This is a genomic window from Pseudomonas sp. RL_5y_Pfl2_73 (genome assembly GCF_963970515.1).
Classification (GTDB): domain Bacteria; phylum Pseudomonadota; class Gammaproteobacteria; order Pseudomonadales; family Pseudomonadaceae; genus Aquipseudomonas.
In genome coordinates, this window is record NZ_CAXAPD010000028.1 from 60,104 (window position 1) to 78,149 (window position 18,046).

The 18,046-nt window shown below is 64.7% G+C and carries 2 protein-coding genes; both read right to left on the reverse strand.

Annotated elements, in window-relative coordinates; translation table 11 throughout:
* Positions 1-143 precede the first annotated feature (143 nt).
* Entirely contained in the window at positions 144-12,653 is a 12,510-nt protein-coding gene (locus AACY42_RS23140; RefSeq protein WP_339482565.1) for a non-ribosomal peptide synthase/polyketide synthase, read from the reverse strand.
* The coding region (locus AACY42_RS23145) for an amino acid adenylation domain-containing protein (protein WP_445261757.1) at positions 12,653-18,046 on the reverse strand (5,394 nt) is incomplete at its 5' end. The genes AACY42_RS23140 and AACY42_RS23145, both read right to left, overlap by 1 nt.

Here is an 18,046-nt window from a genome sequence, read left to right on the forward strand (position 1 = left end):
TTATGAAAAGCGACAGAAAAAAAAACAGTACCGGGCAGCCCGATGACGCCCTGTAGGAGCTGCCGAAGGCTGCGATCTTTTGACTTTTGCTTGGGACTCAAGCGCCAGCGGAAAGATCGCAGCCTCGTTGCACTCGTCAGCTCCTACGCCGCCTGCGCCACGCAGTGCTCGATCAACGCTTCCAGTTCCTCCTGGTACGCACGCATCAAGCCCTCGACAGTCTCGGCACGGTAGCGGCGGGTGCTGAAGATGCAACGCAGCGCCAGGCGCCCGTCATACACCTGCCCCACCACTTCCAGCCAGTTGCCCAGCGCGGCATGGGGGCTGTAGCAACTGCCGTAGCTTTCCGCCGCCGGCACCAGCAATGCCTTGTCGTCGAAGCTCTGGTCGAACTGCCCCAGGTAGTTGAACGTCACCCGTGCCTGAGGCGCACGCCCCAAGGTGGCGGCCATTGGCTCGCCGCTCATGTAGCGCAGCACACCGTAGCCCAAGCCCTTGTTCGGCACCGCGGCCAACTGCCGTTGCACCGCCCGCACCGACGTGCCGATATCGGCTTCAGGGTTCGGGGCCAGTCGCACCGGGAACATGCTGGTGAACCAGCCCAGGCTGCGGCTCAGGTCGATGTCCTTGACCAAGTCCTCGCGACCATGCCCCTCCAGCTGGATCAGCACCGAAGGCTGCTGGCTCCAACGGCACAACACCCGGCTCAGCGCCGCCAGCAACACGTCGTTGATCTGCGTCTGGTAGACCGCCGGCACTTGTTTGAGCAACTGCTGGGTGTGCTGCTCCGACAGGCTCATATGCGCGACCGATTGGTACTGCACCTGGTTCTTGCCCCGCAAGTTGTCACACGGCAACTCGCTGCCCGGTTGGTCGATCTGTTCCAGCCACCAGGCTTTTTCCTGCGCCGGATAATCCAGCGCATAGGCTTGCAGGCCCTCGGCCCAGGCCCGGTAGCTGCTGGTGCGAATCGGCAGGTTCGGTGCCTGGCCCTCACTGTAGGCCGTATAAGCGGTCTGCAAATCCTGCAGCAGCAAACGCCACGACACCGTGTCGATGACCAGGTGATGAATGACCATCAACACGCGAACTTCACCGTTGCCCAAGGTCACCTGTGCCGTGCGCCACACCGGGCCGTTGTGCAGATCGAGGCTGCGTTGCACCTGTTCGGCGTACAACTCCAGCTCGGCTTCATCGGCCACGCTGTGCTGCCACAACAAGGGTTCGCTGGCCCACTGCGCCTGCATTTCTGCCAACGCCTGGTAATGCTGCAGATGACGCCCGCCGACTTCGCTGAAGCGCAGGCGCAAGGCGTCGTGCTGCTGCATCATGCCGCGCAACGCCAATTCCAGCGCCGTCAGGTTCAACCCCACGCGGGCCCGCAACATCAGTGCCTGGTTGTAGTGATGAGGTTCGCTCATGCGTTGGTCGAACCACCACTGCTGGATCGGAATCAGGTTGAACCGTCCTTCGGCGGCCACCTGGGTCACATCCTCGGCCGTCACGGCGAGCGTGTTCGAACGCTGGTCGAAAATCGCCTCGATGGTCTGGCCGCGCATCAGGTCCCGCAGCTTGAGTTCCATCTTCAGCTCGCCATGGTTGCGCACCCGCGAGACCACTTGCAGGCTGAGGATCGAGTCACCGCCCAACTCGAAGAAATTGTCGGTGATGCCCACCCGCTCGACTTGCAACACATCAGCCCAGACCTCGGCCAACAGGTGCTCATCTCGGTTGCGCCCCGGCACATACTCGGTGCCCTTGAACTCAGGCTCCGGCAGGGCCTGGCGATCGAGCTTACCGTTTGGCGTGACCGGCAACGCCTCCAGGCAGATAACCTGGGCCGGCACCATGTAGTCCGGCAATTGCGCTCGCAGCTCGGCCTTGAGCCGATCGCCGATGGCCACGCCGTCGGGAGTGACCACATAGCCGATCAGTTGCTTGCCCGAAGCACTGTCGCGGGCGATCACCAACGCATCGCTGACATCGTCCAGTTGTCGCAGGCTGGCCTCGACTTCCCCCAGTTCGATGCGAAAGCCCCGCACCTTGATCTGATGGTCGATACGCCCGACGTAATCAAGCACGCCGTCGGCGCGCTGGCGCACCAGGTCACCGCTGCGGTACAGGCGATCGCCCGGCTGGCCGAATGGGTCCGGCACGAAGCGCTCGGCACTCAGGTCCGGGCGGCGGTGATAACCACGGGCGATGCCCGCGCCACCGATGTACAACTCGCCGGCAATGCCCGGCGGCAACGGGTTGAGGTGGTCGTCGAGCACATACAAGGCGCGCTCGCCCACCGCACGCCCGATCGGCGCGTAGGCGGCTTCGCAACGTTCGCTGGCCGGCACCTTCCACAGCATGGGGGTGACCACGGTTTCCGTCGGGCCGTAGCCGTTGGTGAAGAATTGCGGACGCAGCGCTGCCTTCACCTGCTCGAAGGTCTGGTCCGGCACCGCATCGCCACCGAAGCAGTACACCCGCACCGGCGGTGGCGCCAGTGGGCTGTTGGCGGCGTATTCAGCCAGTTGCTTGAGGTAGGCCGGCGGGAAGCAGGCGATGGTAATGCCATGGCGGTGCAAGGCGTCGAAGGTCTGCTCCGGTGTCCACAGCGCACCGTCGCGAATCACCAGGGTGCCGCCGCGCAGCAACGTGCTCAACCAGCGTTCATGGGCGCCGTCGAAGGCGAACGACATGAAATGCAGCTCACGAGTGCGCTCGTCCATGTCATACAGCCCGGCGATGGCCTGGCAATGCATGCTCATCGGCCCGTGCGCCACGGCGACACCTTTGGGTCGACCGGTGGAACCCGAGGTGTAGATCAGGTAGGCCAGGTTGCCGCCGAGCAAACCGCTACGCGGCGGCTGATCGCTGTAGCCACGGCTGTCGAAACCGTCGATGGCCAGGCGCGCCAAACCGTCGAGATCCGGCAAGCGCCCCTGTACCCGGCTGTGGGTCAGCAACAGCGCCATGGCCGAATCTTCGATCATGAACGCCAGGCGCTCGGGTGGATAATCGATGTCCAGCGGCACATACGCCGAGCCGCTTTTCATCACTGCCAGCAGCGCCACGACCATGTCCACCGAACGCTCCAGGGCCACGCCGACCACCACTTCCGGGCCGGCGCCGAGTTCGATCAAGCGGTGGGCCAGGCGGTTGGCCCGGCGCTCCAGTTCGCCATAGTCCAGCGCGTCGTCGCCACACACCAGCGCCGTGGCCTGCGGACGCGACTGGGCATGGCGGCCAATCAGTTCCGGCAACAGCTGCGGCTGATAGTCGCCGTTCGGCGCCGCGCTCCATTGTTCGAAGGCCTGCCACTCTTGCACCGACAAACGTTGCAGATTACCCAGGCGCGTGTGGGGTGCATGGATCATCGCTTCCAGGGTGTCTTCCATGGTCCGGCGGATGCGTTCCACCGCTTCGACGCTGAAGGCGTTGCGCAGGAACAGGTACTCGATGGACAGCGTTTCGCCCAGGTTGACCGCCAGGTCCATCGGGAAGTTGGTCACGTCATGATTGCGCGACTCGCCAAAGCTCAGGCCGGTGTCCTGCTGCTCGCCCAGGCGTTCGTCGATGGGGTAGTTCTCGAATACGATGATGCTGTCGAACAAGCCCTGCCCGCCCAGGCCCGACCAGCGCTGGATGTCCGCCAGTGGCGCATGGGAATGCTCACGGAGGTCGAGGTTGTAGGCCTGTAGCTGTTGCAGCCATTGATCCAGTGGCTGCTCGGGGTCCAGGATCTGGATCACCGGCAAGGTGTTGATGAACAGGCCGAGAATGTTGTCGGCGTTGACCAGCCCCGCCGGCCGGCCGGCGACGGTGGCGCCGAAGACCACGGTGTCCTGCCCGGTAAAGCGTTGCAGCAACAGCAACCACGCCCCTTGGATCAAGGTATTCGGGGTGATCTGCAAGGCGCGGCAGGCCTGTTGCAGGCGAGCGGTCTGCGCCACGTCCCAGCGCGAATACAGCGCCTCGTGCCCCGGCAATGCCTCGACATGTCGCGGGAACATCGCCTGGTTGAGGGAGGTCGCCTGTTCCAAGGTGTCGAGGCGGCTGCGCCAGAAGCGTTCCAGCGCACCCTGGTCCTGGCGTTGCAGCCATTCGATGAACTCGCGGTAGCGACCATTGCGGCTGGGCACCTGCCCGTGGGCGTAGAATTGCAGCACTTCACCGAACAACCGTGAACTGCTCCAGCCATCCATGAGGATGTGGTGGCAGGTCCAGATCATCTGGTAGCGATCATCTTCCAGGCGCAGCAACAGCACCCGTTGCAGGGGCGCGCGGCTCAAATCGAAACCGGCCAGGTAATCGGCCGTTGCCCGGGCGCTGATCGCCTGCTCGCTGATGTCCTGTCCACGCCAGTCTTCGACCTGCAACGGCAACTCAACATGGCGATGGACGATTTGCACCGGCGCGCTCAAGCCATCCTGCCAGTGGAAACTGGTGCGCAGGATGTCCTCGCGCTCGATCACCGAGGTCCAGGCCCGGGCGAAACGCTCCGTGTCCAGGCCATGCACCGGCAGGCTGATCTGGTTGATGTACAAGCCAGAGCTGTCGTCGGCCAGGGTATGGAACAGCATGCCGTCCTGCATCGGCGACAGCGGATAGATGTCCTCCACTTGCGCCACCGGCACCGGCAGGCCGTTGAGTTGCGCCTGGCTCAGGCGCGCCAGCGGGAAGTCCGAAGGTGTCAGGCCCAAGTGCCCGTCGGTGCAGCAATGGTCGATCAGTTGCTGCAACGCCACCGCGTAGGCATCGGCCAACTGCTGAAGCGTGGCCTCGTCGAAGACATCGCCACTGAAGGTCCAATCGAGGGACAACTGGCCATTGAAGATCCGACCATCGATGGTCAGCCAGTTGCCCAGCGCCACGTCATCGCCATGCCCTGCGCCACTGCCCTCCTCACTCGGCACGAACAGCGCCTGCTCATCGAAGCTCTGGTCGAATTGCCCCAGGTAGTTGAAGGTGATGCGCGCTGGCGGCAGTTTTGCCAATCGCTGTTGGACCGCTTCGGCACCGAGGTAACGCAGCACGCCATAGCCCAGGCCCTTGTTCGGCACCGCGCGCAGTTGCTCCTTGACCCGCTTGATCGACTCGGCAGGATCGCTCGCCGGCGTCAGCAACACCGGGAACAAGCTGGTGAACCAACCGACGGTGCGGCTCAGCTCGATGCCCTCGAACAGTTCTTCGCGGCCATGGCCTTCGAGTTGCACCAGACAGGCCGGTTGCCCGGTCCATTGGCAAACCACTTGCGCCAGTGCGCTGAGCAGCAAATCGTTGACCTGGGTGCGATAGGCCGTCGGTGCTTGCTTGAGCAAACGCTGGGTCTGGTTGGCATCCAGACGCGTGCTCACCGAACGGCCATGGGCCGCGACCTGGCTGCCCTCGGGACGGGCCCGTGGCAACGGCGGCAGGGGCTGGTCCAGTTGCCCGACCCAGTAATCCAGTTCCTGGTTCAGGGTTTCGCTGTGGGCGTAGTCCTGCAACCGGGCGGCCCAGGCCTTGAACGCCGTGGACTTGCCCGGCAAGGCCGGCGCCTGGTTCGCCCGCAGTTGGCGATAGACGTTTTGCAGGTCTTCCAGCAGCACCCGCCACGACACGCCGTCCATGACCAGGTGATGAATCGCCAGGTGCAGGCGCGAACTGCCGTCCTGCACCGCGATCAGGCTGCAACGCAGCAACGGGCCGTGTTGCAGGTCGAGGCTGCGTTGCGCCTGGTCGGCGATGGCAATGATCGCGGCGGCATCCTGCGCGGTGCGCTGCCAAATCTCCAGGGGCTGCTCATCCATGGCCTGATGGCTGGCGTGCCAACGGCCATCGTCGGCCTGGGTGAACCGCAGGCGCAGGGCATCGTGATGGGCCACCACGTGAGCGAGGGCCTGTTGCAGGTGCGCGATGTCCAGCGGTTCGCGCGGGGTCAGCAGGACCGATTGGTTCCAGTGGTCGCGGTGCGGGATATCGCTGGCGAAGAACCCCTGCTGCATCGGCACCAGCGGGCTGTCGCCGGTGACCGGTTCCTGGTCGATCAGCGCTTGATCGGCCGCCGTGGCGACCCGCGCCAGCGCCTGGATGTTCTGGTGCAGGAACAGGTCTTTGGGGGTCAGGCCGATGCCTTGGGCACGCGCCCGGCTGACCACTTGGATCGAGTTGATCGAGTCGCCGCCCAGGGCGAAAAAGTTGTCGGCGGTGCCCACCCGCTCGACGCCGAGCACCCCTTGCCAGATCTGCACCAGCGTCCGCTCGATGGCGTTGGCCGGTGCGGTGAACGTCTCTTGGCGCTCGGCCAGGTCCGGCGCCGGCAGCGCCTTGCGGTCGAGCTTGCCGTTCGGGCTCAGTGGCATGTGTTCCAGGCGGGTCAGGTGCGTCGGCACCATGTGCTCCGGCAGGCTCAGGCGCAAATGGGCCAGGAGCGCTTCGCGCAACAGTGGCCAATCACCGGTTACCTCGGCCTGGGCGACGACGTAGCCGCTCAGCACCTTGCCGCTGCGGCTGTCCTGGGCCACCACCACCGCTTCGCGCACCGCCCCGTGTTCGAGCAAACGTGCTTCGATTTCCCCCAACTCGATACGGAACCCGCGGACCTTCACCTGATGGTCGATCCGACCGATGTAGTCGATCACCCCGTCCGGACGATAGCGCGCCAGGTCACCGGTGCGGTACAGCCGCTCGCCGGCCACGAACGGGCTGGCGACGAAACGCTCGGCCGTCAGTTCGGGACGACGGTGATATCCGCGGGCCAGCCCCTGGCCGCTGAGGTACAGCTCGCCGTTGACGCCGCTCGGTACCGGGTTCAGCTCATCGTCGAGGATGTAGGTCATCAGGTTGGCAATCGGCTCGCCAATCGGCACCGCATCGCGCCCTTCGTCACGGCAGGTCCAATGGGTCACGTCGATGGCCGCTTCGGTCGGACCGTAGAGGTTATACAGCCGAGCATTGGGCAATTTAGCGAACACCTGCTGCTGGGCATCCACCGGCAGGGCTTCGCCGCTGCAGACGATGCGAGCCAGGCTGGTGCAACGGCTGACGTTGGCGTCGAGCACGAACGCTTGCAGCATCGACGGCACGAAATGCAGGGTGGTGATGGTTTCCCGTTCGATCAGGCTGACCAGTTTTTGCGGGTCACGATGATCGCCCGGTGCCGCGACGACCAGGCGCACGCCGGTCATCAACGGCCAGAAGAACTCCCAGACCGACACGTCGAAACTGAACGGCGTCTTCTGCAGGACGCTGTCACCGGCCCCCAGGCCATAGGCCTGTTGCATCCAGCACAAGCGGTTGGTCAGCGCGCCATGGCTGTTGCCAGCACCCTTGGGTTTGCCGGTGGAACCGGAGGTGTAGATCACATAAGCCAGGTTCTCGGCGACGACCCGGGCAGGCGGATTGTCGGTGGGGTTGTCGCGCAACCCATCGTCATCCCCATCCAGCACCAGCGTGGTGACACCCCCCTCCGTGGGAGCGAGCCTGCTCGCGATGAGGCCATCACATTCAACATCAATATCGCCTGTCAGGCCGCTATCGCGAGCAGGCTCGCTCCCACAGAATTGATTGAGCAATGAGCTCTGGGTCAGCAGCAGTTCGATGCCACTGTCCTCGATCATGTAGGCCAGGCGTTCTGGCGGGTAGTCCGGGTCCAGCGGCACGTAGGCGCCACCGGCCTTGAGGATCGCCAGCAGGCCAACGACCATCTCCACGCTGCGCTGCACCGAGATGCCCACCAGCACATCCGGGCCGACGCCGCGGGCGATCAAGGCGTGGGCCAACTGGTTGGCGCGGGCGTTGAGCTGGGCATAGCTCAGCGACTGCCCTTCGAACACCAGCGCCTCGGCGTGGGGGTCACGCTCGACCTGGGCTTCGATCAACTGATGCACCGGAAGATGGTTCGGGTAATCGGCGTAGGTGCGGTTCCAGTCCTCGACGATCAAGCGCCGCTGCGCCCCGTCCAGCATCGGCAGTTCGGCAATGCGCTGGGTCGGGTTGGCGACGATGGCGCGCAACAGGTTCAGCCAGTGCTCGCCGAGGCGGGCGATGGTGCTCGGTTCGAACAAGTCGCTGGCGTAGGTCAGCGCGGCGCTGAGGCCATCGGCGTATTCGAAGGTGTCCAGGGTCAGGTCGAATTGCGCGGTGCCTGAGTCCCAGGTCAGTGGCTCCAGGCTCAGGCCCGGCAACGCCGACAGGTCCCGGCGGGCATCGCTGGCATGGTTGAACATCACCTGGAACAACGGCGTGTGGCTCAGGTTGCGCGCTGGCTCCAGCCGTTCCACCAATTGTTCGAACGGCAGGTCCTGGTGGGCCTGGGCGCCGAGGGCGCGTTGCTTGACCTGATCGAGCAACTGGTCGAACCGCAGGTTGCCGTCGATGTCGGCCTTGAGCACCTGGGTGTTGACGAAGAAACCCAGCAGGCGCTCGGTTTCCACCCGGTTGCGGTTGGCGATCGGCACGCCGACGCGGATGTCTTCCTGGCCGCTGTAGCGGTGCAGCAAGGTCTGGAAGCCGGCGAGCAAGAGCATGAACAACGTGCTGTTGTGCTGCTGGGCCAGGCGCTTGAGGCCTTCGGCCAAAGCCGGCTCGATGACGATGGGCAGCCGTGCGCCACGATAACTTTGCTGGGCCGGGCGCGGATGGTCGGTCGGCAGTTCGAGAATCGGTTGCTCGCCACCCAACTGCGCGATCCAGTAATCGAGTTGACGCTGCTGCTCCCCCGCCGCCAGCCATTGCCGCTGCCAGTGAGCGTAGTCGGCGTATTGGATCGGCAGCGGCGCCAGCTCAACAGCCTGGCCCTGGCTGAAACCTGCGTACAACTGCAGCAGGTCGTCGACCATGATCTGCATCGACCAGGCATCGGAGACAATGTGGTGCTGGGTCAGGATCAGTACATGGTCATCAGCGCCCAATTGCAGCCACTTGACCCGCAGCAACGGACCGCGCTGCAAATCGAACAGTTGTCGGGTTTCGGCTTCGATCAGGCTACGCAAGGCCTGTTCATCGATGCCGGCCTCGACCGATTCGATCGCCAGGGCCAACGGTGCCGGTTCGTCGATCACTTGCAGGGGGTGTTCGTTATCGAGCACGAAGCGGGTCCGCAGGCTCTCGTGACGTGCCACCAGCGCATCGAAGCTCCGTTGCAACGCGCCACGGTCGAGGGTACCGCGCAAACGCAGCGCTGCGGGAGTGTGATAGGCGTTGCTGGTCGGTTCCAGTTGCCAGAGGAACCATTGCCGTTGCTGGGCGAACGAGAGCGCCAGCGGCTGGTCGCGAGCCATGCGTGGGATGCTCGCTTCATCGTGCGCCGATGCCGTGCCCATGGCCTCGACAAACGCCCGCAGGCTGTGATGGGCGAACAACAGGCGCAACGGCACTTGGATACTCAGTTGTTGGCGGATCCGTGAGATCACCTGGGTCGCCAGCAAGGAGTGGCCACCCAGTTCGAAGAAATTGTCCTCCAGGCCCACCCGCTGGACCTTGAGGATATCCGCCCAGATCGTCGCCACCGCCTGCTGCGTGGGTGTCTGCGGCGCGACATAGGTTTTCTGCCATTGGCTGGCATCGGGCTTAGGCAGTTGCTTGCGATCCAGTTTGCCGTTGGGCGTCAGCGGGAGGCGCGGCAACAGCACGACGTGGGACGGCACCATGTAGTCGGGCAGGTTGACCTTGAGCCGCGCGCTGAGGCTGTCGCGCAGGCCGCTCTGGGCGGTGGCGTCCAGTTCACTCAGCTCAACGCTCGGAACGATGTACGCCACCAACGCCTGGTCGCCCGGCGCGTCCTGGGCCAGCACCGCCGCTTCGCGCACGCTGTCCTGTTCCAGCAGGCGCGCCTCGATCTCTCCCAGCTCGATGCGAAAGCCGCGGATCTTCACTTGATGGTCGATGCGCCCGAGGTATTCGAGGAGGCCGTCGGCACGCTGGCGCGCCAGGTCACCGGTGCGATACAGACGCTCGCCCGCGACAAACGGATGGGGCACGAAACGTTCGGCGGTCAGCGCCGGGCGCTGGAAATAACCACGGGCCAAGCCTTCGCCGCCGATCAGCAATTCCCCGGCCACGCCATAAGGCACCGGCATCAGGTCGGCACCGACAATGTACAGCGAGGTGTTGTCGATGGGCCCGCCGAGCCACGGTTGTGCGGCCTGGGTTTGCAACGGGTGCAAGGCCGACCAGATGGTGGTTTCCGTCGGGCCATAGAGGTTCCACACTTCACCGCCGAGGGCGAGCATGCGCACGGCCAGTTCCCGGGGCAACGCCTCGCCACCGCACAGGCATTTGCAGCCGCGCAGACCCTGGGCGTTTTCATTGTCCAGCAACATGCGCCAGGTCGACGGCGTGGCTTGCAGCACATTGACCTGCTCGGCTGCGATCAATGCCAACACCGCGTACGGGTCCTGGGCGACGTGCTGGCCGGTCAGCACGATGCAGGCGCCGACCATCAGCGGCACGTAGATTTCCAGGGCGAAAATATCGAACGAGAACGTAGTCAGCGACAACGCCCGGTCCTGGGCCGTCATGCCCGGTGCCTTGGCCATGCTCGCGACGAAGTTGGTCAGCGCGCCGTGGCGCACCATGACGCCCTTGGGCTTGCCGGTGGAGCCGGAGGTGTAGATCGCGTAGGCCAGGTGCTCCGCATCCAGGCGCGTCGCCGGCGCCTCGCAGCTATAGCCGTCAAGCCAATCACCCTCCTGGTCCAACACCAATGCCTTAACGCCAACCCCGGACACTGTTGGAGCGAGCTTGCTCGCGATGAGGCCCTCACCTTCAACATCAATATTGACTGACAGGCCGCTATCGCGAGCAAGCTCGCTCCCACAGGACAGTGGTAGCTGGTTGAGCAGTGAACTCTGGGTCAGCAGCAGCTCGATGCCGCTGTCTTCGATCATGTACGCCAGGCGGTCCTGGGGGAACGCCGGGTCCAGCGGCAGGTAGGCGCCGCCGGCCTTGAGAATCGCCAGCAGGCCCACCAGCATGTGCGCGCTGCGCTCCACGGCAATGCCCACCAGGACATCGGAAGTCACACCAAGGCTCTGCAGTTTCCCCGCCAGTTGATTGGCCCGGGCGTTGAGTTGGCCGTAGCTCCAGCGCTCGCCGTCGATCACCAGCGTCGGGGCGTCCGGGGTCCGCGCCGCTTGCCTTTCGAACAGTTGATGGACAAAACCCGCCTCGGGCGCTGGCGCCGCGGTGCGCTGGCTGTCGTCGAGCAGGGCCAGGCGCTCGGCCGCGTCGAGCAGCGGCAATTCACCGATACGCTGCGCCGGGTCGGCCACGATGGCTCGCAACAGGTTCTGCCAATGCCCGGCCATGCGCGCCATCGTCTCGGCGCCAAACAGGTCGGTGGCATAGATCAGTGCAGCCGAAAGGCCTTCGCCATGCTCGACGGTTTCGAGGGTGAGGTCGAATTGTGCCGTGTGCGAGTCCCAGCTCAACCCCTCGACTTTCAAGGCACCGACCGGCCCCTCGCCCGCCGGGCCTTGGGTCCGGTGGTTGAACATCACTTGGAACAGCGGGCTGTGGCTCAGGTTGCGCTCAGGCTGCAACGCTTCAACCAATTGCTCGAACGGCAGCTCTTGATGGGCCTGGGCGTCCAGGGCTGTCTGTTTCACTTGTTGCAGCAAGGCGCCAAACGCATCCTCGCTCCGCACATCGCTGCCCTGCACCTGGGTGTTGACGAAAAAGCCAATCAGGCGCTCGGTCTCAACCCGGTTGCGGTTGGCCGTCGGCACGCCGACGCGGATATCGTTCTGGCCGCTGTAGCGATGCAGCAGCGCCTGGAACGACGCCAGCAAAATCATGAACAGGCTGACGCCCTCGCGCTGGGCCATGTGCTTGAGGTCGCCGGCCAGTACCGCGTCGATGGCGAGCTCCAGCCGCGCGCCGCGATAGCTCATCACCGCCGGACGGGGGAAGTCGGTCGGCAATTCCAGCACTGGTTGCTGGCCACCCAGACGTGCGATCCAGTATTCCAACTGGCGCTCGCGCTCGCCCGCTTCCATCCAGTGCCGCTGCCAGATGGCGTAGTCGGCGTACTGGATCGGCAGCGCCGGCAGTTGCGGCGCGTGGCCCTGGCTGAAGGCGGCGTAGCCGTTGACCAGTTCCTCGACCATCACCTGCATCGACCAGCCATCGGCAACGATGTGGTGCAAGGTCACGATCAGCACGTGATCATCCGCCGCCAATCGCAGCAGGCGCGTGCGCAGCAGCGGCCCCTGTTGCAGGTCGAAGAGCTGGCAAGTTTCTGCTTCGATCAACTGGCGCAGCGGCGTCTCGTCCGGCAATTGTTCCAGGGTGTCTGCCTGCAAACGCACCGGCGCCGCCGCGTGCACTTGCTGCACGACCTGCTCGCCATGGATCTGGAAGGTGGTGCGCAGGCTCTCGTGACGCGCCACCAACGCCGTGAAACTCTGCTCCAGCGCAGCGATGTCCAGCGGCCCGCGCAAGCGCAGGGCCGTGGGCATGTGATAGGCCGCGCTGTCGGGGTCCAACTGCCAGAGGAACCATTGGCGTTCCTGGGCAAACGACAGCGACAACGTGTCGAACTCGGCACTGACAGGCGCAATGGGCAGGTTCGCCGGGGAAACGTTCTCTTCAAGCATTTTCTGCAAGTACAAGCGACGTTTTTCCAGCGGCAGCGTTATGAAGCGCCTGGCAATACGTTGTGCGACAGCGGTGTCCATCAAACCTCCTCAAATTCATCGAGCAGCGCTTCAAGCTTGCTCAATTTCGACGTACTCATGGGTTCGCCGGCAGGCTCGAGTTGCGCCACGAACGCGCCGAGTACCGGGAATTGGAAAATCAGTTGCGGGGTCAAGGTCAGGCCCAGTTCCAGTTGCAGGCGCGAGACCGCGCTCACCACCAGCAGCGAATGCCCGCCCAGTTCGAAGAAGTCGTCGCCCAGCCCGACCTGCTCGACCTTGAGCACGTCCTGCCAGATCGCCGCGACCCGGCACTCCAGATCGCTCTGCGGCGCCAGGTAAGCCGATTGCAGGACACGGGGGGCCGGTGCCGGCAAGGCCTTGCGATCGAGCTTGCCGTTAGGGGTCAGCGGCAAGCGTTCGAGGAAGACCCAGTGGCTCGGCACCATGAAGTCCGGCACCTGGGTCTCCAGTCGCGCCTTGAGTCGGTCGCCCAGGCTGACCGAATCCAGGGAGCTGTCCCGGCCGACCAGGTAGGCCACCAGGTTCGGCCCGCTCACGTCGTCCCGCGCCAGCACCACTGCATCGCGCACATCGGCATCGGCTTGCAGGCGCGCTTCGATTTCCCCCAGCTCGATGCGCAAGCCACGGATCTTCACTTGGTGGTCGATCCGGCCGAGGTAGTCGATCACACCGTCCGCGCCATAACGCGCCAAGTCACCGGTGCGATACAGGCGACCGCCCGCAACGGGGGCAAACGGATCGGGAATGAAGCGCTCGGCGGACAGCACCGGTCGTTGGTGGTAACCACGGGCCAGGGAGTCACCGGCGATGTGCAACTCGCCCACGGCACCCACGGCGCAAGGCTGCAACGCCGCATCCAGCACGTAGGTGCGCACGTTATCGATGGGACGGCCGATGGCGATGATTCGCTCGGCGTCGTCTTCGCTGTCGCGCACCACGGCATGGCTGCTGGTGTCGATGGTCGCTTCGGTCGGGCCATACAGGTTGCGCAGTTCACCCTCGAACAGCGCCATAACCTGGCGCGACAGATGCGCGCTGAGGGCTTCGCCACCGCACAGCAGCAGGCGCAGGGAGGCCAACTGTTCGCGGGTCGCCAGTGGCAGCAAGGCCTGTAATAGCGACGGCGCCATTTGCAGCACGCTGATGCGCCACCGCGCCACGTCGGCCCAGAGGGTGGTCAGGTCGAGGTTCAGGTGCGGGCTGGCAAGCACCAACTGCGCACCGCTCATCAACGGCAGCCAGAACTCCCACACCGAGGCATCGAAACTGATCGCGGTTTTTTGCAGTACGCGGTCGGCGGTCGTCAGTTTCAAACAACCTTGCATCCACGTCATGTGGTTGCTCAGGGCGGTATGGCGCAAGGTCACGCCCTTGGGCTTGCCGGTGGAGCCGGAGGTGTAGATCACGTAGGCGAGGTTATCGCCGTCGATGTCCACGCCAGGGTCGCGCTCGCTGTAGCTGGCCAGCCATTGCCCGGGTTGATCCAACAGCAGCGCAGCCACGGCAGCGTCGCCGAACAGCGGCAGCACATCGGTTTCGGTGAGCAGCAAGGCGATGCCGCTGTCCTCGACCATGTATGCCAGGCGATCCCGGGGATAGGCCGGGTCCAGCGGCACGTAGGCACCACCGGCCTTGAGCACCGCCAGCAAGCCGACGACCATCTGCACGCTGCGCGACAACGCCAGGCCCACCAATACATCGGGACCAATGCCGCGTTCGATCAAGCCATGGGCCAGGCGGTTGGCCCGGGCATTGAGCCCGGCGTAAGTGAGCGTTTCCTGTTCGCTGACCAGGGCGACCGCGTCGGGGTTGCTTTGGGCCTGGGCCTCGATCCATTGATGCACCAGGCGCCGAGGCGGTTCCACCACCGAAGTGGCGTTCCAGTCGCCCAGCAGCCTGTCGCGGGTCACCGGATCCAGCAGTTGGATGTCGCCCACGCAACCGCCGGCCCGCAGGCTCACCATTTGCGCGAGCACGTGTGCCACCTGCTCAGCCAGGCGCTCGACGGTGTGTGTAGGGAAAGCAGCATGGGCATAGGTGAAGTGCAGGCTCAGGATGTCAGTTAGATTGACGGCCAGGGTCAACGGGAAATTAGTCTGTTCCTGGCTGGCCACGCTGCCGAAGTTCAAGCCCGAGGGCGCCTGCTCTTGCAGGGCCTGGGACACGGGGTAGTTTTCGAACACCAGCAAGGTGTCGAACAAACCGTCGCCGCCCTGCCCGGCCCAGCGCTGGATCTCGAACAGCGGCGTATGCTCGTGCTCGCGCAAGGCCACGTTCTGGCCCTGGACCTGTTGCAGCAGTTCGCTCAGCGCTTGCTCCGGACGCGGGCTGGCGATGACCGGCAAGGTGTTGATGAACAGGCCGATCTGCTGTTCGACCCCCTTGAGCTCACTCGGACGCCCCGACACGGTGGCGCCGAAGGCCACGGCGGCGTGTCCGGTGTAGTGCTGCAGCAGCAACAGCCAGGTCGCCTGGACGACGGTGTTGAGGGTGACCTTCTGCTGGCGGGCGAACTCGCTCAGGTGTTGGGTCTGCTCGGGCGTCAGGTCGTGATAGTGGCTGGCGTGGCTGCTTTCCAACGCCGATTGCAGCGGCGCGAAACGGGTCTCGGCCAGACGCGTCGGCGCCTCCAGCGGTTGCAGTTGCGCCAGCCAGAAGGTTTCGCTGGCCTGGGCGTCGTGGCCTTGCAGCCAGGCAATGTAGTCCCGATAGCGCCCGGCCGGGCGCGGCAGGGCCTGGCCGTCATAACGTTGCAGCACCTCGCCGAGCAACTGCGCGTTGCTCCAGCCATCCATCAGGATGTGGTGATGGGTGTAGATCAGGTGATAACGCTGCTCACCCGTGTGCACCAGCACCAGGCGCAGTAACGGAGCGCAGGCCAGGTCAAAGCCCTGCTCGCGTTCGGCATCCGCCTGCGCGTCCAGGGCCTGGCTGGCATCGGCGCGGGCGCTCCAGTCCAGCGAAGCGAACGGCACGCGCACCTGCTTGTGTACCACCTGCATCGGGCGCTCGCTGCCCTGCCAGATAAAACTGCTGCGCAGAATGTCATGGGCATCGACCGCCGCTTGCCAGGCCGCCTCGAAACGCCTCGGGTCGAGGCCTTCGATGTCCAGGCGCATCTGGTTGATGTACTGGCCGCTGCCCGCCTCGTAGAGGCTGTGGAACAACATGCCCTGCTGCATCGGCGCCAGCGGGTAAAGGTCTTCCACCCCGCGCGCCGACAGCGCCAGGCCATCGAGTTGCGCCTGGGTCAGACCGGCCAGGGGGAAATCCGTTGGCGTCATGCCCTGGCTCGTCGGCTCGCAGCAATGGGCGATCAACAGCCCCAGCTCGCTGGCGTAGTCATCGGCCAATTGCTGGATGGTCGCCGGCTCGAACTGTTGCTGGCTGAACGTCCAGCCCAACCGCAGCGCGCCATCGAACACCTGGCCGTTGAGCGTCAGCCAGTTGCCCAGGGTGGTCAACGGGCTTTGCTCGTCACCGGCGCTTTCGCTGGCCGGGCTGAACAGCGCGCCTTGGTCCTGATCGAAACTGCCGTCGAACTGACCAAGGTAGTTGAACGTGATGCGCGGCACCGGCAGTGCTTCCAGGGCTGCCCGGCTGGCGTCGTCGCCCAAGTAACGCAGCGCACCGAAACCCACGCCTTTGTCGGGAATCGTCCGCAGCCCTTGCTTGATCGACTTGATCGAGTCCGCCAGTTCGACGGCCGGCGACAACCGCACCGGGAACAGGCTGGTGAACCACCCCACCGTGCGGGTCAGGTCGACATTGGCGAACAGCTCTTCGCGGCCATGGCCTTCGAGCTGCAGCAACAGGCTGTCGTGACCTGTCCAACGGCAGATCACCCGGGCCAGGGCCGTGAGCAACAGGTCGTTGACCTGGGTGCGATAGGCCGCCGGTGCCTCTTGCAGCAACTGCCGGGTCAAGTGCGCGTCGAGCCGTGTATGAACGGTGACGGCCTCGCGGTTTTGCGCGATAGCTTCGGGGTCGAGGCACGGCAGGTCGGTCGGTGCGTCATGCAGTTGCGTTTGCCAATAGGCCAATTGCTGCTGCAGTTCTGCGCTGCGAGCGTGGGCTTGCAACTGCTCGGCAAAGGCCTTGATCGAACTGGTCTTGGCCGGTAATTGCAGCGCTTGGCCGGCGAGCAACTGCTGGTAGGCGGTTTGCAGGTCGTCGAACAGAATCCGCCACGACACACCGTCCACCGCCAAGTGATGAACCACCAGCAACAGGCGCTGGCTGCCATCGGCCAAGGTCGCCAGGACGCCGCGCAACAGCGGCCCGGCGTGCAGGTCGAGGCTGCGCTGGGCCTGATTGGTGAGGGTTTCCAGCGCGCCGGCATCGGCCACGTCACGCTGCCACAACAAACCGTTGCTTGCCCAAGCTTGCTGTTGCGCCACCACCTCACGGTGCTCGGCGCGCCAACCTTCGGCGGTTTCACTGAAGGACAAGCGCAAGGCGTCGTGGTGCAGCACCAACGCCTGCAAAGCCTGCTCCAGCACGGGCGCTTGCAGCGCACTGGCCGGTTTCAGCAGCACCGACTGGTTGTAGTGATGACGCTGGGGAATCGCCTCGGCGAAAAACGCCTGCTGGATCGGCAGCAGCGGCGTCGATCCTTGGCTCGGTGTCTGATCGACTACCGGCGCCTGCCCACCGGTCTGGGCGACACTCGCCAGCGCCTGCACGGTCTGGTGCTGGAACAGGTCCTTGGGGGTAAAGCGGATACCCGCCTGACGGGCGCGGCTGACCACTTGGATGGAAACAATCGAGTCGCCGCCCAACTCAAAGAAGTTATCGCTCAAGCCAACCCGCTCGACCTTGAGCACGTCTTGCCAGATCGCGGCTATCTGCTGTTCCAACTCACTTCGCGGCGCCACGTAGTCCTGCTGGACCTGGCTGGCGTCGGCGGTCGGCAGGGCCTTGCGGTCGAGCTTGCCGTTGGCGGTCAGTGGCCACTGTTCGAGGAACAATAGGTGCGTCGGCACCATGTAGTCCGGCAGATCGGCCTTGAGCTGGGTTTTGATCTGGTCGCGCAGGCCTGCTTCACCCTCGCCGATGTGCGCCGGGATTACGTAAGCCACCAGTTGCTGGCCGCTCGGCCCTTCCTGGGCCAACACCAGCGCTTCGCGCACCGACGCCAAGGCGTTCAGGCGCGCTTCGATCTCGCCCAGTTCGATGCGGAAACCACGGATCTTCACTTGGTGATCGATGCGACCGATGTACTCGATCACCCCATCGCTGCGGTACTGCGCCAGGTCGCCGGTGCGGTACAGGCGGGCACCGCTTTCGCCGAACGGATCGGGGATGAACCGCAATGCAGTGAGGTCACCACGGTTCAGGTAGCCCCGTGCCAGACCGGCACGACCGACGTACAGCTCACCGATGCAGCCTTTCGGCACCGGATTCAAATC